This is a genomic window from Chloracidobacterium sp., assembly GCA_016715795.1.
GTDB lineage: Bacteria > Acidobacteriota > Blastocatellia > Pyrinomonadales > Pyrinomonadaceae > OLB17.
Genome location: JADJXP010000002.1, coordinates 1,188,559 through 1,214,562, shown reverse-complemented (window position 1 = coordinate 1,214,562; position 26,004 = coordinate 1,188,559). Strand labels below are relative to the sequence as shown.

The window sequence follows — 26,004 nt, the reverse complement described above, 5'->3', positions numbered from 1 at the left end:
ATAGAAACTAATCGGCCGTTACGCCTAAATCGTCGGCCGCACCCGGATGTTTGCGGTACCAAGCGTAAACGGCGGCCAAGCCGTCTTGGAGTTGAATGTTGTGCGTCCAACCAAGCGAGTGGATACGCCTTACGTCCAGCAGTTTTTGCGGTGTGCCGTCGGGCAGTGTTTCGTCGGTGAGGATGTCGCCTGCAAAGCCGACGATCCTGCCCATCAAATGGGCCAACTCGATGATCCGCACATCGCTGCCTGTCCCGACGTTGAGGTGCGAGATGCCTTTGTTGTAAACATCGAAAGACTCCACCCGTTCGATCGAAAATCGAATCGCGGCTGCCATGTCATCTACGTGCATAAACTCGCGTCGAGGCTGCCCGCTACCCCAGATCGTTACCGTGCCCGCCCCGCCCACTCTTGCCTCATGAAATTTGCGCATGAGCGCCGGTATCACGTGCGATGTCTCAAGATCAAAGTTGTCGTGCGGACCATAAAGATTGGTCGGCATTAGCGAGAAGAAGTTACAGCCATGTTGACGATAATAACTCTCGCATAAGCTGATCCCAGCGATCTTTGCAATAGCATAAGGCTCATTTGTCGGTTCCAGCGGCCCAGAGAGGAGCGCTTCTTCCGGTATCGGCTGCGGAGCAAATTTTGGATAGATACACGAGCTTCCGAGAAGTATGAGTTTCTCAACCTTGTATTCGAACGCTGCGTGGATAACATTCGTCTGGATCATGAGGTTCTGATAGACGAAGTCCGCGCGATACGTATCATTCGCAAGAATGCCGCCGACCTTGGCGGCGGCCAGAACGACGACGTCGGGCCTAGCTTGTTGGAAGAAGTCTCTAACCTGGTTCGGGTCGATGAGGTCGACATCCCCGGACGAAGGCGTCAGCAATTGTGTGTACCCCGTCTTCGTCAAATCGCGCACGACCGCGCTGCCTACGAGGCCGCTGGCCCCGGCAACGAAGATCCTCCGATTCAACATTTTGCCGCTATTGTTCGTCGCCAGAATGATATGTGCTTCGATGATAATAGCTCTGGTAGTAGTAGTAATTGTCCTTGGTGTTGAGGTTGACGTTATTGAGAACAACACCGAAGACCTTTGCCCCTATCTCCTGCAGCAGTTGTCTTGAGCGTTTCACGACTTGCCGCGAGCTCTTGCCTGAGTGGACCACGAGGATCACGCCGTCCACCATGGACGCGACCAGAACGCCATCAGTAAAGGACGCGATCGGCGGTGAATCAACGACTACATGTGTGAACTTCTTCTGCAGCAGCTTGAGCAGCGTCGCCATCTGTTCCGAACCGATAAGCTCGGCCGGATTCGGCGGGATCGGTCCGGACGTGAGCAGATAAAGCTTTGTCCGCTCATCCTGTCGAACCGCATTATCGATCTCCGTATCGCTTAGTTCGCTTGCAAGTAGTGTGCTGAGCCCGATTCCATTCTCAATATTAAAGACATTGTGCAGCCTCGGCCGCCTCATATCTGCGTCAATGATCAGAACCTTTGCACCGGTTTGTGCAAGACTGATGGCCGTATTGGTCGCCGTCGTTGTTTTACCTTCGGAGGGCAGGCTCGACGTGATCAGCAGTGATTTTGGTGCGTGGCCCGCGGTTGAGAGGAGGATCGACGTCCTGAGATGGCGATACGCCTCCGCCAGCGATGAGCGCGGATCGGCTGAGATTAGCAAAGGTGACGTCGGCACATCGTCCTCAGGCTCATTGGCACCGACCAGCAGCAATTTTCGCTTCGGGATCGAATCAATGGTCGGGATCGCCGCCAGTGCCGGCAACTGCAGATAGTTTTCGATCTCTTCAGTCGTCCGAATCGTATCGTCGAGGTATTCGAGAAAAAGGGCGAGCCCCATTCCGAAGAGCGTTGAAAGCAGCAGAGCCGCGGTCACTGTCATTAGTCGACGCGGACCGACGGGAATATCCGACGGTATCGCGATCTCAATCACGCTGATGTTGTTGTCCGAACCCTGAGCAGCGATATCGTTACCGCTCACCTGCTTACGCAAATTGTCGAGAAAGCCCTTATTGGTATCAATATTCTGTTGCAGTAACTTAAGGTTCACCGCCCCGCTGTTCTGACTTTGGGCCTCTTCGTACTGCTTATTAAAGTCAACGCGAAGCTTGTCCTCCTTGTCCTTGGCGCTGAGGTACTTGGTTCGGAGATTATCGAGAAGACTCTTCGTTGTTCGCTGCCGATAGGATTCAAGCTGACCGTTGAACTTTGCGACAGCCTTATCGATCGAATCCTCGTAACTCTTGATCTGGGCATCGATCTCGCGGATCTCCGGCGCCCCTTCCTGAAACTCCTGCAGCTTTTGTGCACGAGTCTGACGTAGGTCAGCGATCTTCTTTAGCGTGTCAGATTGGTAGGCGCGGATGTTGTTCTCCTGCTCCGTTATGAAGCGGGCCATCTGTTCCTCGACCATCGACTTGACCTTGTCAGGCGAGCTGTTCACCGTAAGGAACTGGGCCTCGGCTGTCTTTCGATCATTCTCGGCAACAAGGAGATCCTTGTTGAGCCCGGCGAGCCGCTCGATGACGATGGTTTGTTCGCCGGTTGTCTTGAGAATGCCTTCGCTTTCCGTCAATTCGACGAGTTTCTGCTCATCGTTCTTGATCTCAGACTGTAGCGACGCAATGCGTTCCTGCAGGAAGTCATTCGTCTTACGGCTCGTACCAGAACGCTTTTCCTGATTCTGGTTGGTAAACGTTTCCGCGATACTGTTGACAACATACGCCGCAAGCTCGGGATCGTTGTTCTGGAACGATATCTGGATCAAGCGAGTGTCTTTGACCGTGGCCCGCGATTCGCGGATCGGGTCAAGACCGAGATTCTTCTTGATAACCTCAACAAACGGAGCGATCTTGACCGCGTCTGCGATCTCCTCGGATGTAGCGAGATTCGATTCAGAAAGCTCAGGAGCGTCTGCTTTTGGCTTGTCCTCTGTTGCTAGGCCCAGCGAGCGCAAGGCCGAGTGCCACGCAGAGGTTGTCCCTTCAGCCTTAAGTTTCTGAAATTCCGGGTTCTCGTCGAGGCTGTGCTCCTTTATTACCCGACGCAGCAGACCGTCACTATAAAGGAGCTGCAGCTGCGTATTGAAGTAAGCCGGGTCCGATGTCAGCACCGGTCGCTGACGGTCACTGGTAAGCAATTCCGGATTGGTCTGTTCGAGATCAACCTGCACGACCGCCCTCGCGGAATAGACATTTGGCTTTCGGGCCATATAGATCGCTGTCAGCGTCGTGATCAGTACCGCGATGCCGACAACGAGCCATAGTCTTTTTCTAATTGCCCTCCAGTATTCGAGCAACTGAAGTCCCTCGCCTGGTGCCTCGCGATATGACGGATATCGACCCGTCTGAACAGACGAATCGAGAACCCGCTCCAGTTCAGCAGTGTCATTCAGCGACGGTCGAATTAACTCGCGAGATTCCTTCATCTTAGAGCGTTATGGCAAAAACAAACTACGGGATTCGATAGGCGGCAGATGGAAGGGCCGTCTTTATCGATCTGGCGATTCCATTGAGGATCGCCCGGGCCTTATCCTGAGAGATCGCGACAATATCGTTCGGCTCAAGGTAAGGATCCCTAGCCTTTCCTTTATCGATATCGTTCAGGTCGAATACCAGTTCCTTTCTCTCCAGGTCTCCCGGAGACTGCCGGAGGATCCTGATCTTGTCCTTCTGTGCCGCTGGTTTCAACCCTTCCGCCGAAACGATGGCCTGAGTCAGCGTGATAGGTTCACGGACTCGGTATGAGCCTTGCTTATTCACGTTCCCGTAAACGTAGATCACGTCCGCGTCGAGGATCGAGACAACGTCGCCAGGCTGCATCCAGAATGTCTGTCGCCCTTCCTGAACGTCCCGGATCTTAAAATCAACGACGGCGATCTGTTCATTCTCACCGGCTGTGCCGGAGGCCTTACAACTCGAATTGCTGCCTGTGCGAGCAACGAGCAATCGCGTGCCGGCCTCCTTATTGGGCCCGCCCGCCTGGGCCAATATCTCAAGGAGGTGCACACGCCGGTTGACGTAATAGGTGCCGGGCCGCTCTACCGCGCCAATGACCGAGATCGATTGCGATCGTTGTTCAGCGACGCCAACCTTCACGCGCGGCTCCCGCAAATACTTCTCTTTGTATGCGTTCTCGATGTCCATCGCGAGTTCTGTCTCGGTTTTACAAACCGCGACGATTGGCTTTTCGAGGCGGAAGAGCAAGATCGTGCCGTTTGGGCTGACGGGAAAGCGACCGCTAAGGTCGGCATGGCGGAATACCTGAATATCTAAAATGTCTTGCAGTCCGATCCGGTACCTCTCGTCACGCCCGTTCATCGAGGTTGTATCCTGCTGCTCGGAGGATTCGGGTTGCGAAACCGGAGTAGTCACCGTCTGAGCGTCAACGATCACGACGCTGCTCGACGTGGCACATGCGATAAGGAAGATAAGTAATGCTCTCTTCATAAAAACGATCGGACCAAACCTTCCAAGCCGGTCTTTGATGGCACTGTCGCTCAGCAAACGAATATATTACCAGATGGTCGTGTGCTTTGAAACAGTAAGTTTTGAAAGTTCGGGCCTTTTGGCTAAACTTGCTTGTATAAGCTAAATGGATAATGCCACGCCGATGCTTCGGCAGTATCTCGAGATCAAAAAGCTGTATCCCGGAACGATCCTGTTCTTCCGGCTTGGCGATTTTTATGAGATGTTCAATGAGGACGCCATCGTTGGCTCCCGTGAGCTTGAGATAACCCTCACGGCCCGGCAAAAGGACTCTCCGAATCCAATACCCATGTGCGGGGTTCCGCACCACGCCGCCGCCTCGTATATTGCCCGCCTCGTAAAGAAAGGGTACCGAGTCGCGATCTGTGACCAGACGGAAACGCCCGGGAAAGGTACAAAACTCGTAAAACGCGAGGTCGTCCGCGTGGTCACTCCGGGGACTGCGATCGATCCGCAGCTTGTCGGATCCAAGGAACCTGTCTATCTTGCCGGGATCACCGGCCGTGGCGAGACATATGGCGTGGCCTTTCTCGAAACGTCGTCCGGGCAGTTCACGGCAACCGAACACTCTGGGAACGGTGCCTGGCAGAAGGCCTGTGAGGAATTAGACGCTTTCGGTCCCCGGGAATTGCTATTTCCAACATCGCTCCATCAACAGGTCACAGAAGTCTATGACGAATTGGGTAGTGGCCGTGGGCTCTTCGAGGAAAGCCGTCCGACAGTGGCAAGCCGCGTACCGTTCACCCTGACCGAGCGGCCCGGAGATGACTTTGACTCGAAAGTCGGAGAGGAGGCGTTAAAGCACCACTTGCAGGTAGGATCGTTGTCAGCCTTTGGTTTCGATGGGCATTCTCAGGCTGTTGGAGCAGCGGGAGCGTGTCTGAGATACGCACAGGCGACACAAAGGGCCGGAGCGGGCCATATCTCGGAAATCACCTATTTCGAGACAAGCGACTTCATGGTTCTAGATGCGATCACGCTGAGGAATCTCGATATTTTCGAATGTCGCGGCGAGAAATCGAAGAATACTCTGTTTGGCGTTTTGGACGAGACCGTCACCGGTATGGGATCCAGGTTGTTACGAGAATGGCTGAGGCGTCCCTCGCTAAAGCAAACCGAGATCCAGACAAGGCTTGCGGCGGTCAGCGAGCTTTCTGACACGATATTTCGGGAGAAGCTTCGGTTGCTGATGAAGGATGTTAGCGACCTGGAACGCCTGATAGGCCGGCTCAATCTCGGGACGGCGACACCGCGCGACCTCGTCGCGTTACGGCGTTCGGTCGGACAGGTCCCGAAAGTAAACGCTGAGCTTTCAGATGTTAGATCGCTGCTGCTGCAGGTGCTGTCCGAGAATATCTTCGAACTGCCCGAGCTTTCGGACCTGATCGATCGGGCGATCGTTGATGAACCGCCTGTACACCTAAGCGAGGGTGGAGTCATTCGAAGCGGCTACCATCCGGAGCTCGACGAGATAAGGACGGTCTCGGTCTCGGCCAAGCAGACGATCGCAGCCTTTGAGGATCAGGAGCGAGAACGGACGCAGATTGGAAACCTGAGGATCCGGTTTAACAACGTCTTTGGCTACTATATCGAGGTATCAAAGGCGAATAGCACGCGTGTCCCCGACGATTACGAAAGGCGACAAACCCTCGCGAATGCCGAGCGTTACACGACACAACAGCTTAAGGAATGGGAGCATAAGATACTTGGGGCGGACGAGCGGATCACGCAACTCGAAGCTGAGTTGTTTCAAGTGGTGCGCAATCGCGTCTGCGAAGAGACGCGCAAGCTGCAATCCACAGCGCGGGCGTTGGCGACACTCGACGCTTTGTGCTCCCTCGCAGAGACAGCCGCGAAGCACAATTATGTCGCGCCAGAGCTTTACGAAGGGGATGCGATCGAGATCAAGTCCGGCCGGCATCCTGTTGTCGAAGTTTCACTCGGCGGCTCCTTCATTCCGAATGATCTTCGGATGAATAATTCGACTGATAGGCTTCTGATCATCACCGGCGCTAATATGGGTGGCAAGTCTACCATACTGCGCCAGATCGCATTGATCCAGATAATGGCCCAGATCGGATCGTTCGTTCCCGCAGCCTCGGCGCGGTTGCCCATTGTTGATCGGATATGGACACGTGTTGGGGCATCGGATGACCTCGCGTCAGGAAGATCGACCTTTATGGTCGAAATGACAGAGACCGCGGCCATCCTTTACGGGGCTACTGCGAGGAGCTTGGTACTGCTCGACGAGATCGGTCGCGGAACGTCGACCTTCGACGGTCTTTCTATCGCCTGGGCGGTCGCCGAGCATCTGCACAACTCACCTGAGCATGCGGCGAAAACACTCTTTGCGACGCATTACCACGAACTGACCGAGCTAGCCGAGATGCTGCCGGGCGCTAAGAACTATCAGATCACTGCGACCGAGGAGGACGGCGATGTACTGTTCCTGCACAAGCTACAGCCTGGCAAGGCGTCAAAATCCTATGGCATTGCGGTCGCGAAACTCGCAGGGCTACCCGCAGACGTAGTCATGCGAGCGAAAGAAGTTCTCGCAAAGCTCGAAAGGTATGAGCTTGCCGTTTTTGCTGACGAAAGGCCGACGGGTCTCGCTCGGGCGGCTGCCGGGCATGCCGCGTCGCAATATTCCCTGTTTGCTATCAGCAATGAATCCACGATCGAAGAACTCCGCCAACTTGAGGTCGCGACACTCAGTCCGGACGAATCGAAAGCATTGCTCACGAAGATCAAGGAGCGCATCGTATAAGGTGACCGACCGACGTACATTCCTCAGAACCTCACTCTTCGGCGCTCCGTTTCTATCGCTAGTCGTTGACGCCGCTGCCGAGAGCGGTGCCAAACCTGTAATTGTCTCAACTTGGGACAGCGGGATACGTGCTAATGCCGCCGGCTGGCCCACGCTTTCTTTGGGCGGCAGGGCGTTGGACGCCGTCGAGAAGGCGGGGATCGCCATCGAGGACGAACCGAGTTGCTGCGTCGGTTTGGCGGCCCTACCGGACCGCGATGGTTTTGTCACCCTTGACGCATGCATTATGGATGAGAGTGCGAACATCGGTGCTGTCTCTTTCCTCGAACGGATCAAACATCCGATATCGGTCGCCCGCGCAGTGATGGAAAAGACACCGCATGTGCTGCTGTCGGGCGAAGGAGCTCTTAAGTTCGCCCTCGAGCAGGGTTTCAAGCTGGAATCGGGGGTGCTTTCCGATGAATCTCAGAAGGCCTGGAAAGAATGGTTAAAGAAGAGCAACTACGAACCGCAGATAAATGTCGAGAACACCCGGTCAACGGGACGCAAGGTGACAAAACCACCCTACTTCTTTGAGGATGGTTCGCCTAATCACGATACGATGGGGACGCTCGCGATGGATATGAGGGGCAACCTCGCGGGTATGGTCACGACGAGTGGAATGGCGTTCAAGATGCGTGGGCGCGTCGGCGATTCGCCGATAATCGGTGCCGGGCTTTTTGTCGATAACAAGGTCGGCGCGGCGACTAGCTCCGGTATCGGCGAAGAGGTCATCCGCATCTGCGGAACTCATACGGTCGTTGAGCAAATGCGGCTTGGTTTGACTCCCGAGTTGGCCTGTCGTCGGGCTGTAATGCGCATTGTTGAGCATGATCGGGTGAAAGCGCAGAGTCTACAGGTCGGATTTGTCGCGATCTCAAAGGCCGGTATGATCGGGGCCTTTTCCATCCAGAAGGGCTTTAGCTATTCCGTCACGAGCGCCAATATCAACAAGACGTTCGCTGCTCACAGCTATTTCAATTAGTCCTTACGATGCTGCCATCACTGGAATCACTATCTTTAGAGCAGAAGATCGGCCAGCTATTTTTTGTTGGCATTTCCGGACCAGAACTGGACGCATCGGCCCGCAGCCTGTTGAGCGAAGTTCCGGCGGGCGGCATTTGCCTCTTTTCACGCAACATCCGTGATGGGCTTGGGTGCCGCGAACTCCTTGATGCCCTTCGCGGCTTCTTGCCCACGGTGCCGCTTCTAAGCGTCGACCAGGAAGGTGGCCGCGTAGATCGCCTGCGTCGGATCATGTTGCCAATGCCGGCTGCCGCCCGGCTTCGGAACGAAGAGGATGCCCGCGTCCTCGCGCGCATCATTTCAGAATCGTTGCGGATACTTGGGTTCAACATGAATTTTGCACCGGTCGTAGATGTGATCGACAAGTCTCGGGCGGCGAACAACAATGGGCTTTTCTCGCGTGGATTCGGTGCGTCGAGCGCGGATGTCGTGCGGATGGCCGGGACTTTTCTCGATGTACTGCAAGGCAACGGGATAATCGGTTGCCTGAAGCATTTTCCCGGACTGGGTGCATCGGTAGTGGATTCGCATGAGGAACTTCCGTTGGTCGAGATCGATGACGACACTATGCGATGCGTAGATCTGGCCCCGTATGTCCAGATACCTGACATCCGAGCGGTTATGGTCGCTCATGCGGCGTATCCGCAAAGCCGTTTGCAGGAGGCTGGTGAAAGTGGGAAACTCTTACCTGCATCTCTCAGTCATAAGGTCCTTACGGGCCTGTTGAGAGATGAGTTAGGCTTTCAAGGCCTCGTAATCACCGATGACCTCGAGATGGGAGCGATTGTCCGCAATTTCGGTATAGGTGAGGCCTGCGTGCTGGCGCTTGATGCCGGCTGTGACATGCTCGCGATCTGTGCCGACGCGGATGCAATCAGGCGAGGTTTCGCAGCGGTTTGCGCCGCCGTCAACGAGGGGCGAATATCAGATGAACGCATCCATCGATCCCTAGCGAGGATCGCACGGATCAAAAGGATGCTTGCACCGTCGCCGGAGTTCGATCTCGAACGGCTTGACGAACTCTGCCATGAGATCACTACGTTGGAGGCGAAGCTGTCAATCACACCTGGGGAGAAATGACGAATCTGCGTAAAACCGTATTTTGGATGTTGCTGTTGGTGTTGTGTGTAGCGTCGGCAACGTGCCGCCGAAAGAATTCAGGATTCGTGACGGTTGCCATCCCTGAGAAATTCACGACACTCGATACGCTGACGACGACCCAGTCCGATTCGGCATCTGAGCGCATAAAGAACCTAATGCTCAATACGCTGGTTCGCAAGGATGAGAAGTTTGATTATGTTGGCGAACTTGCTAGCGACATCACAACATCGCCTGACGGCCTGACGTTGACCTTTACGTTGCGGGATGGAGTTAAATTCCATAATGGAAAGGTGCTGAGTTCGGCCGACGTCAAATATACCTTCGACGAGTTATTCAAAGCCGACGGAAACAAGGCGAAGGCCTTTTACGATACGGTTCCCGCGGACGATGCGAAAATGGGCAAGCTAGCAGCTCCCGTTGAGGGATCTGACGCAAATACTACCCCAAAGGCCGAGCCCAAGACGAAGTCGGTACCGCACATTACCTCGATCACGACACCCGACGAGAGAACGGTCGTATTTGTCATAGCCAAACCGGGCCTGCGGACACAGTTGTTGGCGAACCTGGTTGCCGTCCCTATCATCCCGGAGGGCACTGTCGGACAGCAGAAGGATAGCCCCGTTGGAAGCGGCCCCTTCAAATTCGTCCGGCTTGATGCATCTCAAGGCGTCCTTGAACTCGAGGCATTCCCGGACTACTGGGAAGGAGCTCCAAAGATCAAGGAACTAAGGGTCAAATCGATTACCGATGCGACCGCCCTGACCGCCGAACTCCAAACGGGCGAGGTTGATATCGCTCCGAATCCAACGAACCTTCCGCCCGACATCCTGAAATCCATTCAGAGTGCCGGACAACTCAACCTTCTTCAAACTGACGGATCGAACATTCAGTACCTCGTTTTCAATGTATCCTCGGGCCCGTTGGCGAATGTTAAGGTCCGGCAGGCGATCGGCTATGCTCTCGATAGAGAAAAGATCGTTAAAGAACTGCTTTCGGATCAGGCGAGAACCGCTTCGTCGATCCTTCCGGCTCAATCTTGGGCTTTTGCACCCGGAAAAGAATATTCTCATGATCCGGCCAAGGCCCGACAACTTTTGCTGGAAGCCGGCTACAAGAATGAGCCGATAGTATTTAAGTTTAGGGCAAACAGCGCCGCCGTGTCTCAGTATGCTCAGGCCATCCAGAGTTCGCTAAACGATGTGGGCCTCAACATTCAAATCGAGACTCTCGACGGACCAACTATCCTCCAGCACCTTAGACAGGGCCAGTTCCAAATGTACACAGGCATTTGGATAGGTGGCAATCAGGACCCGATATTTCTGCGCGACCTCTTTAGCTCGACGAAGATACCGAGCACTACCGTTTCGTGCTGCAACCGAAGCAGATACTCCAATGCTGAGGTTGATAAGCTTGTCGAAGATGCCCTCAACGCCACCGACAAGGGCGTCGCGAAACAACTCTATGCCCGCGCGTGGGACATTGTATCGAACGATTTGCCGCTGATCCCGCTCTGGTATCCAGCTAATATTGTCGTGTCGAATAAGCGCATAGCCAACGTCCAGATCAGTCCCAGCGGCGACTGGACGTTTCTAAAGGACATTACCGTTTCGCCCTAGTTGTTCGGGCGCGAACCGGCTTGACAATTCAGTGCCAGACGGTAGAATTATCATTTGCCGCGGGAGTAGCTCAGTGGTAGAGCGCGACCTTGCCAAGGTCGAAGTCGCGAGTTCGACCCTCGTCTCCCGCTCCAGTTTGTAGGGGCCAAGGCTGAAGGATAAAGGCTTGATCGTGCCTTTCTTCTTTAGCCTTTCTCCTTTATCCTTCCGTTCATGGCGGCGTAGCCAAGTGGTAAGGCAGAGGTCTGCAAAACCTTTATTCATCGGTTCGATTCCGATCGCCGCCTCCAACTCAAATCTAAAGAAGAACGTATTTATCCGCCAGATGCGAGTTCCAATGTAGTTCTGCCCATGCTCTCATCCAGGTAGGGGTCATTATATGGGATCAGTCTGTCCGGATGCAGATTCCTGATAAGGAAGCTCACAAAAAGTGCCGTGAAGCCAAGTAAGACCGCGATGTCGACCCAGCCTATCATTGGACTGCCAAATATGGGCGGAAAGATCATCACGTAGAGGTCTATCCAGTGTCCCAAAAGGACGATGCAACAGGCCGCCAGCATCCATCTTGTGTTCATCTTTACTTGGCGCGGGAGGAGCATTACAAACGGAATAACCCAATTAAGGAAGAGGTTCACGAGAAAGACAGCCATCCACCCGTTTGACGAGGTACGCCGATAGTAGTAGATCGTTTCTTCTGGTAAGTTCGCATAGTAGATCAGCAAATACTGAGAGATCCAGATATAGGCCCAGAATGTAGCAAACCCCAAAACGAGTTGTCCCAGTTTGTGCAGATGGCTGTCTCCAACAGCCGCCAAATAGCCTCGCTGTTTTAGGAGGATGACGATGACTGTAATCGCAGCAACGCTGCTCGTAAGGGTGCCGGCGATCACGTAGAACGCGAAGATCGTACTGTAGAACAGGGGCTCGATTGACATGATCCAGTCAAACGATGCGAGGGAGAACGTAATGCCAAAAATGACAATAAAGATCGACGAATAGATCTTTCGCTTTCTTGTATGAGCCAGATTGCCGTCGATATCCTGCTGCGATGACGTTCTACGGATCAAGTAGATCAGGCCAGACCAGATTGCCAGGAATAGGATCATTCGAATGAAAAAGAATGGCACACTTAGCCAAGCGTGCTTGAAGCCGAGTTCGAGGCCAGCCTCGTGTGCCGCGGTGACCGGACGCGTCCATTCGTAGATCGCACTTCGGCCGAAGAACACAAGCAACATACTGACCGCGCCGATCGGCACATAGGCCATCATCGCTTCCGGTACCCGGCGCAGAGCGGTTGCCCAACCAGCATTCGATACTGCATTGATCGTGACAAAGAGGGCGGCGCCGAGAGCGAGCGTTAGAACAAAAAATGCATTTTGCAGGAAACTGAACCAGAAACGCTCACCCGAGAGGAAACCCAACGTGCCGCCGACCAAACCAATGAGCAGAATTACGAGGAGGATGTTCTGTTCCCGTTTATCAAGAAATGCATTCTTCGCCATAGTTCACTTTCCTTGCAGACTTCGAATAAAAAGAATCACTTTCCAACGGTCTTCTGCCGATACTTGGGCCGCATGCGGCGGCATGTTGTTCCTTCCTAGCGTGATAATGTGAAACATCGTCCCGTCGGCCAACGCCTTGGAGGCGTCGGTTTGGTAGGAAGGTGGATTTGGGTACTTTGGAATGACGGACCCGTCGCCCGCGCCCGACGAACCGTGACAGACGGAGCAGGTGTTCGTGTAGATGTACCGTCCCCGTTCAAGATTTTCCTGAGTTGGCTGAAAGGGATTGACCAGTTCCCTTCCGGCCCGCAAGGCTTCTTCTGGGGTCGCTTGGTAGTGAAATGGCATAAATTCGCGCGGCACAGTTCCCTCTACCGGCGGCTGCAAAGTCATCCCATTCGGCAAGACGGGATTTACTGTTTGTGACAGGTACGCAGGAGAATACTGCATTTGTGTAGGGATCTCGCGATTGCGCCTTGTGATGTCACGACGCAATACGATCATTCCACCGATCACGACCACCGGCAGAAGGATGAACAAGATCACGGTCAAGGATTTCTTCATACAAACCTATCACCTTCCATTACATTAATAGCGTGATACTTAGTAAACAGACGCGCTGCCTTCTCGGCGTCGAACGAGGCATCCTCCTGTCTTAGGACCAATACGAACCGATCGTCCGTTACGCGTTCAAATATCTGCTTCTTGCTGAAGATCCATAGCCGATTCAGCATGAAGAGAACGCCGATCGAGATCAGGCCGGAGAAAAGGACCGTGAGTTCGAACATGACCGGAACAAAGAGCGGAAATGAGTTGAAGGGCTTGCCCCCGACATTGAGAGGCCAGTCATAGGCGGAGGTCCATACCTGCAGAAGAATCGCCGAGATCAACCCCAGCGCACCGGCTATAAAGGCTATCCACCCTAATCGCGAGCGTTTCAACCCAACCGCCCTGTCCATTCCGTGGATTGGGTACGGTGTAAAGACATCCTGTATGACAAAGCCTCGAAGTCGAGCCTCTGCCGCGATCCCCATTAGATCGTTCTCGTTGTCGAAAAAGGCTGCAGCATAACGCACAGTCTTTTCGCCCGGTTCAGTCGCGCGCATAATGCAATACCCCCTTGACCTCGTTGATAGAAATAGCGGGAAATAGCCTTAAGAAGATCAGGAATGCCGTAAAGAACAACCCGAAACTTCCGACCAAAAGGCCGACGTCCGTCAATGTAGGTATGAACATAGCCCAACTCGATGGTAGATAATCTCTGTGCAGGCTCGTAACGATGATGACGAAGCGTTCAAACCACATTCCGACATTCACAAGAATACACAGCATCAATATCAGCGGGATCCTTGTCCGGAAGGCCTTGAGCCAAAAGAGCTGCGGTATAAGCGCGTTGCAGCTAAACATCACCCAGTAGGCCCATGCGTAGGGTCCAAGCATGCGGTTAACAATCACCGCAATTTCATTCGGATTGCCACTGTAGAACCCGGTAAAAAGTTCTGTCAGGTACGACAAGCCTACGATCGAGCCGGTCAACAGCGTGATCTTGCACATGTTATCCAGGTGCTGGATAGTGATGTACGCTTCAAGGCGCATGACCTTTCTTACCGGGATAAGCAGCGTTGTGACCATCGCAAAGCCTGAAAAGACCGCGCCTGCGACAAAATAGGGCGGAAAGATCGTGGAATGCCAGCCCGGTACAAGCGAGGTTGCAAAGTCAAAACTGACAATGCTGTGGACGGAAAGCACCAGTGGCGTCGCAAGTGCGGCGAGCACGCCATACACCGTCTCATACCGTGACCATGTCCGGTTCGAACCGTTCCACCCCAAACTCAGGATCGTGTAAAAGGTTTTTCGCAGCTTACCTTTTGCTCGGTCTCGCGCTGTCGCCAGATCAGGCACTAGTCCCAGATACCAGAAAACGAGCGAGATCGTAAAGTAGGTAGAAATGGCAAAGAAATCCCAAAGCAGCGGCGAACGAAAATTCACCCAGAGTGATCCACGGGTGTTGGGATAAGGCATTATCCAATAAAAGAGCCACGGGCGGCCCATATGCAGGATCGGAAAGACACCGGCACACATCACCGCGATCAGCGTCATTGCTTCAGCGGAACGGTTGATGGACGTACGCCACTTTTGTGCGAACAGATACAGAATTGCAGAAATGAAGGTTCCGGCATGGCCGATGCCGATCCAGAACACAAAGTTCGTTATGCCGAATGCCCAACCAACGGTTTTGTTTAGCCCCCAAGTCCCAATACCGACGGTTACTGTGTTGATGGCGGCAACAACCCCGATCGTCAAAAGCGTGACCGATATACCAAACAGTATCCACCAACCGGTGCCGGGAGATCGTTCGAAGAGGGCGCAAATATCCCCAGTAACGTCTGAGTATGACTTATTGTCATCAATAAGAGGCTCTCGAAGGCGAGAATACACCGTGTGGGCCGTGATCTTGTCTATCTCGGTCCGAACGCGATCCTCTTCGTCTGATGTCTGACGCCCAATGTCTTTCAAGACTGCTGCCATGCCAAGGTTATCCCTCCAGGTTCTCGCCGTCGTTGCGCACCTTAGCCAGATAGGTAAGGCCGGGGCGGAGATTCAGTTCTTCGAGTAAGATGTAATTCCTTCTTGTGCGATTGAGGGCCGCAACCCCACTTTGCAGATCTTTCAGATCACCAAACTCAATTGCGTTCGCAGGACAGCTTTGTTGACACGCCGTCCGGATCTCGCCGTCCTTGATCGGACGGCCTTCGTTGCGTGCACGGATCTTGCCCTCTTCGATGCGCTGAACACAGAAAGTGCACTTTTCCATGACCCCGCGTGAGCGGACGGTCACGTCCGGGTTAAGGGCCAAGTTTGCGACAGGATCGTCGTGAGCGTAAAGGAACCAGTTAAACCGCCGAACCTTAAAGGGACAGTTATTCGCGCAGTACCGCGTTCCGACACATCGGTTATAGGCCTGCATATTCAGTCCTTCGCTGCTGTGGACCGTTGCGAGAACCGGGCACACCGTCTCGCACGAGGCATTGTCACAGTGCTCACAGGTCATCGGTTGGAAGCGGGTTGTTGTTCCGTCAGGCCTTTCGTCGTAGTAGCGGTCGATCCTCATCCAGTGCATTTCACGCCGACGCCCCACCTCTTCTTTCCCTACGACCGGAATATTGTTTTCCGCCTGGCAACTTAGCACACATGCGTTGCAGCCGACGCAAGCGTTTAGGTCAATCACCATTCCCCATTTGTGTTCGGGAAAATCGTGCGGGGCCCACAGGTCCTTGTATTCCTCGTTCTCTTCGTGCAGGTGGCCGCTGATCATCTCGGCCAGTGAAAATTCTTTGATCAGGGGCCGTCCTTCGGCTGAATCGTGTGTTTGGGTCTTTGATAAAGCAACACGATTCGTGGTCGGCTCGATCGAGACACCTTGCACCTGATACTGAAATGTACCGTTCGAGAACTCTACGAACGGAAAGGCATTCGCACCGACATTGTTTCCGACCTTCCCGGCCTTGGACCGCCCGTAGCCGAGAGCGACCGCGATACTATCGTCACTCTGCCCGGCTTGGATGAGGACCGGGACTTCTATCGCAGCCGTGTTCTTTCTCAGTCGGACGATCTGTCCTTCGGTGAGATCCAGCCTCGCTGCCGTCTGCGGCGAGACGCTCGCGTAGTTGTCCCAAGTCGCCTTACTGACAGGGTCAGGGAGTTCATGGAGCCACGGGTTGTTCCCGAAACGGCCGTCACCCAATGTAACCTTTGGATATAGGGCAAGGGCCATCCCTTCGGTTGAACCCGGCAAAGCGGTCAAGCGAGTGGCGGCCTCTCCCAAGCCTTCACCGTTGAACGCCGGTGTCGGGCTTTCTGCCTTTGGGGATACATAGACACCGTCGTGAAGGGCCCGGTCCCAGAAATCATCAAACGTCTTGAACTTACTCTGCCCGGGGAAATAGCTGGTTTGCCACCGAGTACGCAGAGCCTCGTAGTAACTCCGACTATCACCGCTCCAGCGCATCAGGCTTTCCTGGTATGCACGAGTTCCAAAGAGGGGTGCGATGGTCGGCTGATTCAAGCTGAGTATCCCGCTCACAGCCTCGGCGTCATCCCATGCTTCAAGGAAATGATGTGTCGGGCATACAACGTCTGCTAGAGAAGATGTTTCGTCTGCCGTAGGACTGAAGGCGACCTTGAGCGGAACTTTGTCCAACGCACTTGCGAACTCCGCGCTAGCAAAATAGTCGTAGCTCGGGTTGGTATTCAGCATGAACAGGGCTGAGACGCTTCCCTCCTTCATTTCCCGGAGAAGCGTTTGCATGTCTTCGTCCCGGCTCTGGCCCTGCAACACTGCTAAACCGACGTCTATCGTAGCTCCATAATTACCAAGTGTCTGATTGATGAAATTGACGATGTGCTGCTTGTCCGTATCATTTGAACCGCACAGTACGATCGACGCCCCCTTTGCCCTGACGAGTTCATCGGCAACCTTGTCGAGGGCCGACTTAGTGTGTTCAGAGAGTTTGGTTGACTGGTGAGTTGCGATCTCGGCCGGAGTACCGCTACCGATTGCAGCTTTGGCGGCGATGAGCTTTGCCAAGTGGAGAACTGCGTCGGCCTCCTCCGCGAATGTTAGCTTAACTCGCTTGTCCGCGTTTGCGCCGGTTAACGACAATCTTGACTCGAATTGAATGTGACGCAGCATTTCGTGCCTACCGCCCTTGAGGTCCCGAGCCTGCGAGTAGGCCCGAATAAAGGAGGTAGGAGATATCCACGTTCCTAAAAAATCGGCACCAAAGCTAACAAGCAGTTTTGCCCTTTCGAATCTGTAATCCGGAACCCCTTCGATTCCGTGGGTGCGCTTATGGGCAAGTCGAACGGCCGACGTTGAGATCGGTTCGTAAACTATGTGCTTAGCATCCTTGAATTGAGCCAAAAATGTGTTGACAGTATCAAGCGCGGTTGGGCTAATGATCGTGTTGGAAAGAAAGCGGACCTTTGCACCGGAACTCTTGATCGATGTGAGTTTCTGCAAGACCGTTTCGTCAATTTTGGTCCACGTTGTCGGTGAGCCCCCAATGAGAGGCTGTTGCAGACGCTCGGAGTCATAGAGTCCGAAGATCAATGAATGCGATACCGGACAGAGTCCGCCTCTGCTTACGGGGTGTTCAGGATTGCCCTCCAATTTGATCGGGCGGCCGTCACGAACCTTCACAAGCGTTCCGCATCCCGCGCTGCAGCCCCCGCAGGTTGACGCGTACCAATTTGCAACGCCCGGGGTCAATTCGGGCGGCTGCTTCAAAAACGGAACGATCTTTTGCTCCGGAGCGGTACAACTTGTCAGTGCAATGGCAGCCGTTGTATAGCCGATTAACTCCAGAAACGTGCGGCGCGACAGGCCAGTGTTCGCCTGCAGCACCGGCAGGCTGCGCTCACCTTCGTCTACAAATTCTTTCCAAAGCTTCTCTTTCATAGCCTTCACGTCAGTGGTGACAAACCGAACAATCAGTCGAAGCCATCAGTCGCTTCGGAGTATTCTCTCTTGAGATCTGTGGCCGGCCGGTCTCATCCAATGTCACCTCGCGATGCGAGCGATGGCAGCTGACGCAGTCCCCCATCGTGAAGGCGTTCTGCTGTGAGACGCGCTCCATAGTTTCGATCGGACCATGGCAGGCCTGACAGTTGATCCCCGATGTCACGTGCCGACTGTGATTGAAAGTGGCCAGGTCAGGAAGATCGTTCACCTTGACCCATTCGATCGGTCTGTTCTCGTTTAAGGCCGTTGTGATCTTCTGGATCTCTGGCGAATCCGGCAGGATCTTTGTGTGGCAGTTCATGCAGAGCGATGCACTGGGTATACCCGCGACCTTAGACTTGTCTGCCGAAGAATGACAGTAGAGGCACGAAATCTTGTTATCACCGGCGTGTAGCTTGTGTGAAAAGTTGATCGGCTGGATCGGTTCGTAACCGAACTGGTCTCCAAAAACACTAAAAGTGCTCGTCTGCCACACGAAGACAGCACCTATGACGGTTATTAGGATCGACAGGATCTTAAGCGTTCTGAGACTCATGGATCACCTCGATAAAGACGCCGGATACTGGGCCCGTGTCTTTCGCCGATTCCAGTTCCAAATTACGACCTGATATGGCCGCCACAGATAAGTCAGCGGTATCGAAACCATGTGGACAAGTCGCGAAAATGGGAAGATCGCAACAAGCAAGAACGCATTGATAATGTGAAGCCTAACGACAAGGGGCATCGGCAGAATGTTGGCGAGATCAGGCTGAAAGAAGAACAGCGAGCGAAGGTATGGTACAAGTGAAGCTGCGAACCAAGACGAACCCCAACGATAGAAGAGCGCCGTGTAAACACCAAGCACTACCTGTGCAAACAGAAGTATCAATACGACCGTATCGACGGCGGAGGTGACCGACCGAACTCGGGAAGTTGTGATCCGCCGCCACACCAGCGCGACGATGCCTATCAGAGCCAACAAGCCAAAGACGAATCCCGTAGTTTCGAGTACATAAAGCCGAAGCGGAACGCCGTTGAACCAAAGGACCTCTTTCGGAAAGAAGAAACCGATGACGTGACCCGTGAGAGCTCCTATGATGCCGATGTGCCAGGGAACGGACCCATAGAAGAGTTCGTCCCCTTCGAGAAACTGTGAGGACAAACTTGAATACGAGAACTTGTTCGTGACATATCGATAGATCGACACGACGACAAGCAGAGTCACAGCGATGTATGGAAGAACAATGAAGAAAAGATAGTCCATCATAGCTTTACCTCGACCGGCTACGCGGCAGCACGCGGCAGTCTGTTTGCGATTACCTCCTCAAGCGTTGACAGCAACGCGCTGACCAATTGCGCAAATGGGTTGTGCTCCTTGAGGGCGGCAGCTACCTTTCTAAGCCCGGGAATCAGACAGTAGCCTGCGAGGGAACCTCTTAACTCGTCATCCTCAAGATAAACGAGCAATCTGAGCAATACCGGCAAGTAGTCTGGCAACTGTCGCTCCTGTCCAAGCTCAAAGGCACTTTCGGCCTCACGAAGATTTGCAAGGAATGCGCCCCGTTTGTAGTCTTCTCCAAAAAGGTGATAACCGATCTCCAAAGCGCAGTTCGGATTGAGGTCAAATGACTGGGCATAAAGCTCTTGGAGTTCGATCAGTGACATCGAGCCTATCTTCAGACAGAACCTCTCAAAGGAGTCATATCGGCAAGAGGTGCCGGACAAAGCTGCGGATAGGGCAGCTACTCGTTGGGGCCAGTCATCACCCGGATACTCGAAGATGTCGGCGAAGCTCGCAGGCAGGCGGACGGAGTCCCTCGAAAGAAAAAAATCCGCGGAGGCATCGGCCGACTGAGATTCAGCGTACCGAACCGGATCGGCGACATGTCTTTCACGGGTGATCTGGATGGTTTCTTCTCTCACGCGTCTCCTTTATGCTCCTCTGGCCGGGGCTTCGCGGAAGCCGAAGCCGGCCGAACCTTTCTGTTCCCACATGTTGTCGTCGAGCATTGCCATGGCTTCTTCTCGATGCGACGGCGGAATCACAACCCGCTCGTCCATGGTCGGCAAAGAGGTGAGCCGATAGATCGCCTCAGCTTCAGCCTCGTCCATTCCGCACTCGGCCAAGGCTTGCCTAACTACAGCGGTGTCAACATCGCCAACGGTCTCTAAGCGTTTGAACATCCGAACCGCATATTGCTTTCGGAGTGCATAGCTGACGTGGTCGGTGTTTCCCGCCGAGAAGAGGCTTGCGAGATACTGTATAGGCAGACGAGCCTTGTCGATCGGACTGAATAATTCTTCGTTCGCCGCATCGTAAACGCCGTCCTCCGTCTTAGCCATTACCGGCAACAGAGGCGGAACGTAAAAGAGCATGGGCAGCGTGCGGAATTCGGGGTGGAGCGGCAGAGCCAATTTCCATTCCTTTACATAGCGATACACCGGTGAGCGCTCGATAGCCTCTAAGGTTCGTTCATCGATTCCATTCTTTTTTGCGTTTGCCCGGACAACCGGATCTCGTGGGTCGAGGATCAGGTCTCGATGGGCGTCGACAAGGTTGGTATCGTCCACCTTCAGTGAATCCACGAGCCTGTCGGCATCGTAAAGCAATCCGCCCAGGTAGCGGATGCGTCCTACACACGAATGGAAACAGGCTGGTGCCTGACCGGTCTCGAGCCGCGGGAAGCAGAGGATGCATTTCTCACTTTTGCCGGTCGACCAATTGTAATAGGTCTTCTTGTAAGGGCATGCCGAGACACACATGCGCCAGCCGCGGCATACTTCCTGGTTGATCAGGACAACGCCATCTTCGCCACGCTTGTAGATCGCTCCTGATGGACAAGCGGCAACACAGCCCGGATTTAGGCAATGGTTGCAGATTCGCGGCAAATAGAAGAAAACAAGACGCTCGACGTCGAATAGCTCCTGTCGCTGCTCGGGCGTGAGGCCTTCAAGATTAGGGTCATTTTTGGCGTACACCGGTGACCCCCCGAGGTCGTCATCCCAGTTTGGCCCGGCCTCGATATCCATGAACTTGCCGGTGACCATCGATATCGGACGAGCCGTCGGTTGGTCGGCCCCTTCCGGTGAATCGAAAAGGTCCTCATATTTATAGGTAAACGGTTCGTAGTAGTCATCCATTCGCGGCAGGGCGGGGTTGTGAAAGATATTCAGTAGCCTCGATGAACGCTTACCCATTTTGAGTTCGGGTTTGCCACCGTTCTTTTGTTCCCATCCGCCTTTATATTTGCCCTGGTCTTCCCATGCGGTGGGGTAGCCGGTCCCTGGCTTTGTTTCGACATTATTCCACCACATATATTCGGCACCTTTGCGATCGGTCCAAACATTCTTACAGGCGATAGAACACGTGTGACAGCCAATGCACTTGTCCAGATGGAACACCATTGAGATCTGTAGTCTGACGTCCATAATATTGTCCTTGTCTACCAGTTCAGCTTGTCCAGCTTCTTCACCAAAATAAAAGTGTCGCGGTTGACGCCCGTCGGTCCCCAGTAATTGAAATGGAATGTGTATTGGCCGTAGCCACCCATCATCAAGACCGGTTTCAGTCTCACTCGAGTGAGGCTGTTATGGCCGCCTGCTCTGCGATTTCCACGCATCGGCGATTTTGGAATGCTGATCGTCCGCTCTGGTGAGTGATACTGAATACAGACGCCGCGAGGTATGCGAGCGCTGACAACACAGCGAGTGCAGACGACACCGTTATCGTTATAGGCCTCAACCCAGTCGTTATCGTTGAGCCCCATTTCAACAGCATCTTCATCGTTGACCCACAACGGCTCAATGCCGCGCGAGAGCGTCAGCATTCGGTGGTTGTCATAATAGGTCGAGTGAATATGCCACTTGCCATGTGGCGTCAGATAGTTCAACGCAAGCGTCTTAGCTCCCTGAGGACTGAGTTTGATATCGCCAAAATCGGTCGGTTTCGGTGAAGGCTTATAGGTCGGCAGGTTCTCGCCGAACGCGACATAGCCTTCATGATCTTGATAGTAATGCTGTCGTCCCGTGAGCGTACGCCAAGGGACCATTCGTTCGTAGTTGTACGTGAACGGTGCGTAGGCCCTTCCGTCGCTTGTAAGGCCCGACCAGATCGGGCTATTGAGTAGTCGCCGCGGTTGCGCCTGCAGATCCTTGTACGTAACACGAGCGTCACGCGCCTTCTCGGCGAGATCAGCGAGCGGAAGTCCGACCTTCTTTTCGATATACTGATACGCTCGATACGCCAACTCGCCGTTCGTTTCAGGCGCGAAGAGCAGGATCATATTAGCAGCCTCTTCGGCCCGCTTGAGCGATGGATACTTCTCGCCGTTCCATTCCACGATCGGATAGGAACGAGAATTCACGACCTCGTCATAGACATCGGCGATCTCATACTTGACGCCGTGTGCTCCCATCCCATTATTCCGGGCAAGGGGGCCAAGCGAGATAAACTGGTTGTAGAGATTGGGATAGTCTCGCTCAACGACCTTAAGGTGCGGCATCGACCGGCCCGGGACGGGTTCGCATTCTCCCTTTGACCAGTCCTTGATCTCCGGCTGAGTGATCTCATCCGGCGAGTCGTGCGACAAAGGGACAGCTACCAGATCCTTCACTGGCGACGGCAGGTGCTTCTCGGCCATCTCACTCACCTTCTTGGCGAGCCCCCGGAAGATCTCCCAGTCGCTACGCGACTCCCAAGCTGGCGGCACTGCTTCTGAAAGTGGATGGATGAATGAATGGAGGTCAGTCGAGTTCAGATCGGCCTTTTCGTACCACGTCGCAGCTGGCAGGACAATATCTGAATAAAGAGCTGATGTGTCCATTCGGAAATTCAGATCTACAACCAGATCCATCTTTCCCGGGGGCGGCTCGGTCTCAAACATGATGTCCTTGACCGACCCTTCCGCGCAGGGCTCGGATATCTTGTTGTTATGAGTGCCCAGGTAGTACTTAAGAAAATACTCATGTCCCTTCGCACTCGACATAAGAGCATTGCCGCGCCAGATGAACCAGACACGGGGGAAGTTCTCAGGCGCACCCGGATTTTCAACCGAAAAGCGTAGTTTCTTTTCTTTAAGGTCGTTGACCACCCGGTCAATCACACCGGCGTCGTCCTGACTTCCGTCGGCCGCGGCTTCCGCGATCAAATCGGTATTCTGTTTTTCAAACTGCGGATAGAATGGGAGCCATCCATTGCGAACAGCCTTCACTTGCACATCAGCTGCGTGAATGTGAGCGATCTCACCGGTTTTATCGCTCACTGCCGTGTTGTCGGGCACGGTGTGATACTCCTTGAACTCTCTCTCGTAGCGCCACTGCTCACTCATGATGTAATGCCACGAGGGAGCGTTCTGTAGCCGCGATGCGGGAACCCAATCTTTAGCAAAGGCCACCGTCGACCACGGTGCTACCGGGGCGAGTTTCTCCTGCCCGACATAGTGGTTAAGACCACCGCCGTTCTTGCCGACACATCCGCACAGCATTAGGGCCGTGATAGCCGAACGATAGATCAGATTGTTGTGGTACCAATGGTTGATACCGGCGCCGATAATGACCATGCATTTGCCTTCGGTCTTCTCGGCGGTTATGGCCCATTCGCGGGCGAATTTGATCACGGTATCCCTGCCGACACCGGAGAACTTCTCCTGCCATGCGGGTGTGTACGAATGGGCCTCGTCGTCGTACCCCTTTGGGTAGTCGCCGCCGAGACCACGGTCAACGCCGAATTGGGCCATGAGGAGATCGTAGATCGTCGTCACCAGGACTTTTCCGTCTTCGGTATCGATCGTGCGGGTGGGCACGCCTCGCTTGAAAAGGGCATCCGTTCCAAACTCCCGACAGATCACCTCGGTTGCCTCGTCAGGTTCATCGATCAATGACAGTTGCGGAAGAATGTCGTCACCGTTTGCCGGATCCCTGAACTCCAGGTTCCATCTTCCGCCTTCTTTCTCCCACCGCTGGCCGACCGTGCCGCCCGGCATCCGCGGCGAGCCTGAAAGCTCATCCCAGACAAGGAACTTCCAGTCGCCATTCTCCTCATTCTTGTACCGCGACAGCCGATTTGCCCGGACAAGCCGTCCAGCCTCATAGCCATTTTCTGTTTTGACGAGTTCGATAAGGAATGGAGAATCAGTGTAGCGTTTCGAATAATCCAGAAAATATTCGGTTTGCTTCTCGTGATGAAATTCTTTCAAGAGGACATGATTTACCCCCTGCCAGAATGCCCCGTCCTGCCCGGCGTGGACAGGTATCCACTGATCCGCATATTTTGAGACCTGGCTGAAGTCCGGGGCCAGCACGACCATCTTTGTGCCGTTATGACGTGATTCCGCTGCAAAGTGACAATCGGGCGTGCGGGTCATGTTCAGGTTAGACCCCATAACCGCTATGAATTTCGAGTTATACCAATCGGCACTCTCACAGACATCGGTCTGCTCACCGAAGATCTCCGGTGAAGCCGGCGGCAGATCGGAGTACCAATCGTAGAAGCTGAGATTTACGCCGCCTAACAGCTGCAGGAACCGCGATCCGGCGGCATACGAAAGGAACGACATTGCAGGTATCGGTGAGAAGCCGAAAATACGATCCGAGCCGTGCTGCTTGATCGTGTAGATCAGCGAAGCTGCTATGATCTCATTCACTTCATCCCAACTTGCCCTGCGAAATCCACCCTTACCGCGCGCACGCTGGTAACGGGCTCGCGATTCGGGATTTTGAACGATCGACGCCCATGCCTCGACAGGATCGGCGTGCTTCTCTCTTGCTTCGCGCCAAAGATCCTGAAGAGCTCCGCGGAAGTACGGATACTTCACCCGGATCGGGCTGTAGAGATACCAAGAGTAAGAGATTCCCCTCTGGCAGCCCCTCGGCTCATACGGCGGTAAACCATCTTCCAGCAGTGGATAGTCCAGCGCCTGCATCTCCCAGGTAACAATTCCCTGTTTGACGTATATGTTCCAACTGCAGCCGCCCGTACAGTTCACGCCGTGCGTGCTGCGGACGATCTTATCGTGCTGCCAGCGATTGCGGTAGAATTCTTCCCACGACCGTGTCTTGGGACTAATGAGATCTTTGATCCAGTTCATATCTTCGACCTCCGAACAAGTTGTTTTCTAACCCCATGAGATCGTTTCCGCCACATCAGATTCATGCCTATGAGAGCGAGCGTGGTCACGCCGAAGCCGAGGATCAGGAACCGTGGCTCGATAGTCGCCGCCGGCTGCGTGGGCACAACCCTTGCCTCCGGGTTCGTTTGCTTCAGATGCTGTAAGTAGGCGAAGACCTGGACGACCTCCTCGTCCGTGAGCTTTCGGTCCTTAAAAATGGTGTTCATTGTCGGAAAATTAGGATTCTGCAAGATCGTTATCAACTCCGGATCACGGTACTTTACATTAGCTGCGGTCAGGTCGGGGCCGAGCGTCCCGCCCCCAAGGGCCCCGGTTCCGTCCACGCTATGACAGGAGTTGCAGGCCGCCGCGCCGTTCGCAAGTCTTACTTGCCCGGTGAAAAGTCTCTGGCCAGCCGGAATATCGTCAGGGACTATGTCCCTCGCCAATTTCGCCCCGGCCGGAACAAACATCTCATTCTTGGTCGAGAGGTCTTTGATCAAAGCGATCAGTGCTGCGAGTTCTTCGGGCGTTAGCGACTGGTCGGGCATTATCGTCGGAGAATACTTCTGAAACAGTTCAGCGGCCACAGGATCCTTACCTTTCATGGTCACCGGTGACTTTGTGAATTCTCCTATCCATTCGCTGGTGCGTCTGTCGGTGAGCCCTTTCAGGTCGGGCCCCTGTTTGTCGCCGCCGCCGATGTTATGGCAGCTATAGCATCGGCTTTCAAACAGCTTCTGGCCGTCAGCTTGCCCCCAATTCGAATCTGCGAGACATAGAACCGTTCCCATCACGAGAGCAGTGCGGGACAGTCGCATCATTAATG

At 54.1% G+C, this 26,004-nt stretch carries 18 protein-coding genes and 2 tRNA genes; 6 read left to right on the top strand and 14 right to left on the bottom strand.

Annotation, left to right across the window (positions count from 1 at the left end; translation table 11 throughout):
- Positions 1-7: 7 nt before the first annotated feature.
- Genes IPM59_10485 through IPM59_10475 form a run of 3 tightly spaced genes read right to left on the bottom strand, consistent with a single transcriptional unit; the run spans position 8 to position 4,476 of the window.
- Positions 8-985, bottom strand: coding sequence for a GDP-L-fucose synthase (locus IPM59_10485; GenBank protein ID MBK9216006.1), 978 nt, complete (start codon positions 983-985; stop codon positions 8-10).
- 7 nt (positions 986-992) lie between these two features.
- A complete protein-coding gene (locus IPM59_10480) occupies positions 993-3,455 on the bottom strand; it encodes a polysaccharide biosynthesis tyrosine autokinase (GenBank protein ID MBK9216005.1) in 2,463 nt (820 codons plus the stop codon).
- A gap of 25 nt (positions 3,456-3,480) precedes the next feature.
- Positions 3,481-4,476 carry an SLBB domain-containing protein gene (locus IPM59_10475; GenBank protein MBK9216004.1) on the bottom strand — a complete coding sequence of 332 codons (996 nt, stop codon included), beginning with the start codon at positions 4,474-4,476 and terminating at the stop codon, positions 3,481-3,483.
- A gap of 145 nt (positions 4,477-4,621) precedes the next feature.
- On the opposite strand from IPM59_10475, the gene mutS reads away from it, so the two are divergent.
- From mutS to IPM59_10445, 6 genes are all read left to right on the top strand, one after another.
- The gene (gene mutS, locus IPM59_10470; protein ID MBK9216003.1) at positions 4,622-7,282 is read left to right on the top strand and encodes a DNA mismatch repair protein MutS; all 2,661 of its coding nucleotides are present in this window, start codon (positions 4,622-4,624) and stop codon (positions 7,280-7,282) included.
- The gene (locus IPM59_10465) at positions 7,182-8,306 is read left to right on the top strand and encodes a N(4)-(beta-N-acetylglucosaminyl)-L-asparaginase (protein ID MBK9216002.1); all 1,125 of its coding nucleotides are present in this window, start codon (positions 7,182-7,184) and stop codon (positions 8,304-8,306) included. The genes mutS and IPM59_10465 overlap by 101 nt, the downstream gene beginning before the upstream one ends.
- Positions 8,307-8,314: 8 nt before the next feature.
- Complete coding sequence (locus IPM59_10460) at positions 8,315-9,427, top strand: hypothetical protein (protein MBK9216001.1); 1,113 nt, start codon at positions 8,315-8,317, stop codon at positions 9,425-9,427.
- On the top strand, positions 9,424-11,064 hold the full coding sequence (locus tag IPM59_10455; protein MBK9216000.1) for an ABC transporter substrate-binding protein: 1,641 nt from the start codon (positions 9,424-9,426) through the stop codon (positions 11,062-11,064). Before IPM59_10460 ends, IPM59_10455 begins: the two co-directional genes overlap by 4 nt.
- Positions 11,065-11,123: 59 nt before the next feature.
- Positions 11,124-11,198, top strand: a tRNA-Gly gene (locus tag IPM59_10450).
- Between the two features lie 81 nt (positions 11,199-11,279).
- Positions 11,280-11,354: transfer RNA gene (locus tag IPM59_10445), tRNA-Cys, on the top strand.
- A 24-nt stretch (positions 11,355-11,378) separates the two neighbouring features.
- Here the strand turns inward: IPM59_10445 and IPM59_10440 are convergent.
- The 11 genes from IPM59_10440 to IPM59_10390 are packed head-to-tail and all read right to left on the bottom strand — an operon-like array spanning position 11,379 to position 25,999.
- Positions 11,379-12,566 (bottom strand): hypothetical protein, encoded by a 1,188-nt coding sequence (locus tag IPM59_10440; GenBank protein ID MBK9215999.1) that lies wholly within the window; start codon positions 12,564-12,566, stop codon positions 11,379-11,381.
- 3 nt (positions 12,567-12,569) lie between these two features.
- Complete coding sequence (locus IPM59_10435) at positions 12,570-13,130, bottom strand: cytochrome c (protein ID MBK9215998.1); 561 nt, start codon at positions 13,128-13,130, stop codon at positions 12,570-12,572.
- Positions 13,127-13,672 carry a DUF3341 domain-containing protein gene (locus IPM59_10430; GenBank protein MBK9215997.1) on the bottom strand — a complete coding sequence of 182 codons (546 nt, stop codon included), beginning with the start codon at positions 13,670-13,672 and terminating at the stop codon, positions 13,127-13,129. The genes IPM59_10435 and IPM59_10430 overlap by 4 nt, the downstream gene beginning before the upstream one ends.
- The gene (gene nrfD, locus IPM59_10425; GenBank protein ID MBK9215996.1) at positions 13,659-15,095 is read right to left on the bottom strand and encodes a polysulfide reductase NrfD; all 1,437 of its coding nucleotides are present in this window, start codon (positions 15,093-15,095) and stop codon (positions 13,659-13,661) included. The genes IPM59_10430 and nrfD overlap by 14 nt, the downstream gene beginning before the upstream one ends.
- Positions 15,096-15,102: 7 nt before the next feature.
- Positions 15,103-18,027 carry a 4Fe-4S dicluster domain-containing protein gene (locus IPM59_10420; protein ID MBK9215995.1) on the bottom strand — a complete coding sequence of 975 codons (2,925 nt, stop codon included), beginning with the start codon at positions 18,025-18,027 and terminating at the stop codon, positions 15,103-15,105.
- Positions 18,028-18,037: 10 nt separating this feature from the next.
- On the bottom strand, positions 18,038-18,625 hold the full coding sequence (locus tag IPM59_10415) for a cytochrome c3 family protein (protein MBK9215994.1): 588 nt from the start codon (positions 18,623-18,625) through the stop codon (positions 18,038-18,040).
- A 3-nt stretch (positions 18,626-18,628) separates the two neighbouring features.
- Complete coding sequence (gene narI, locus IPM59_10410; GenBank protein MBK9215993.1) at positions 18,629-19,336, bottom strand: respiratory nitrate reductase subunit gamma; 708 nt, start codon at positions 19,334-19,336, stop codon at positions 18,629-18,631.
- Between the two features lie 17 nt (positions 19,337-19,353).
- Complete coding sequence (locus tag IPM59_10405) at positions 19,354-19,992, bottom strand: hypothetical protein (protein MBK9215992.1); 639 nt, start codon at positions 19,990-19,992, stop codon at positions 19,354-19,356.
- Positions 19,993-20,001: 9 nt separating this feature from the next.
- On the bottom strand, positions 20,002-21,498 hold the full coding sequence (gene narH, locus IPM59_10400; protein MBK9215991.1) for a nitrate reductase subunit beta: 1,497 nt from the start codon (positions 21,496-21,498) through the stop codon (positions 20,002-20,004).
- 14 nt (positions 21,499-21,512) lie between these two features.
- On the bottom strand, positions 21,513-25,154 hold the full coding sequence (locus tag IPM59_10395; protein MBK9215990.1) for a nitrate reductase subunit alpha: 3,642 nt from the start codon (positions 25,152-25,154) through the stop codon (positions 21,513-21,515).
- Positions 25,151-25,999 (bottom strand): c-type cytochrome, encoded by an 849-nt coding sequence (locus IPM59_10390; GenBank protein ID MBK9215989.1) that lies wholly within the window; start codon positions 25,997-25,999, stop codon positions 25,151-25,153. Before IPM59_10390 ends, IPM59_10395 begins: the two co-directional genes overlap by 4 nt.
- Between the last annotated feature and the right edge of the window lie 5 nt (positions 26,000-26,004).

Excerpts from the sequence above, each read along its gene's own strand:
- IPM59_10485 (MBK9216006.1), bottom strand. The coding sequence starts at position 985 with ATGTTGAATCGGAGGATCTTCGTTGCCGGGGCCAGCGGCCTCGTAGGC.
- IPM59_10480 (MBK9216005.1), bottom strand. The coding sequence starts at position 3,455 with ATGAAGGAATCTCGCGAGTTAATTCGACCGTCGCTGAATGACACTGCT.
- IPM59_10475 (MBK9216004.1), bottom strand. The coding sequence starts at position 4,476 with ATGAAGAGAGCATTACTTATCTTCCTTATCGCATGTGCCACGTCGAGC.
- mutS (MBK9216003.1), top strand. The coding sequence starts at position 4,622 with ATGGATAATGCCACGCCGATGCTTCGGCAGTATCTCGAGATCAAAAAG.
- IPM59_10465 (MBK9216002.1), top strand. The coding sequence starts at position 7,182 with ATGAATCCACGATCGAAGAACTCCGCCAACTTGAGGTCGCGACACTCA.
- IPM59_10460 (MBK9216001.1), top strand. The coding sequence starts at position 8,315 with ATGCTGCCATCACTGGAATCACTATCTTTAGAGCAGAAGATCGGCCAG.
- IPM59_10455 (MBK9216000.1), top strand. The coding sequence starts at position 9,424 with ATGACGAATCTGCGTAAAACCGTATTTTGGATGTTGCTGTTGGTGTTG.
- IPM59_10440 (MBK9215999.1), bottom strand. The coding sequence starts at position 12,566 with ATGGCGAAGAATGCATTTCTTGATAAACGGGAACAGAACATCCTCCTC.
- IPM59_10435 (MBK9215998.1), bottom strand. The coding sequence starts at position 13,130 with ATGAAGAAATCCTTGACCGTGATCTTGTTCATCCTTCTGCCGGTGGTC.
- IPM59_10430 (MBK9215997.1), bottom strand. The coding sequence starts at position 13,672 with ATGCGCGCGACTGAACCGGGCGAAAAGACTGTGCGTTATGCTGCAGCC.
- nrfD (MBK9215996.1), bottom strand. The coding sequence starts at position 15,095 with ATGGCAGCAGTCTTGAAAGACATTGGGCGTCAGACATCAGACGAAGAG.
- IPM59_10420 (MBK9215995.1), bottom strand. The coding sequence starts at position 18,027 with ATGAAAGAGAAGCTTTGGAAAGAATTTGTAGACGAAGGTGAGCGCAGC.
- IPM59_10415 (MBK9215994.1), bottom strand. The coding sequence starts at position 18,625 with ATGAGTCTCAGAACGCTTAAGATCCTGTCGATCCTAATAACCGTCATA.
- narI (MBK9215993.1), bottom strand. The coding sequence starts at position 19,336 with ATGATGGACTATCTTTTCTTCATTGTTCTTCCATACATCGCTGTGACT.
- narH (MBK9215991.1), bottom strand. The coding sequence starts at position 21,498 with ATGGACGTCAGACTACAGATCTCAATGGTGTTCCATCTGGACAAGTGC.
- IPM59_10395 (MBK9215990.1), bottom strand. The coding sequence starts at position 25,154 with ATGAACTGGATCAAAGATCTCATTAGTCCCAAGACACGGTCGTGGGAA.
- IPM59_10390 (MBK9215989.1), bottom strand. The coding sequence starts at position 25,999 with ATGATGCGACTGTCCCGCACTGCTCTCGTGATGGGAACGGTTCTATGT.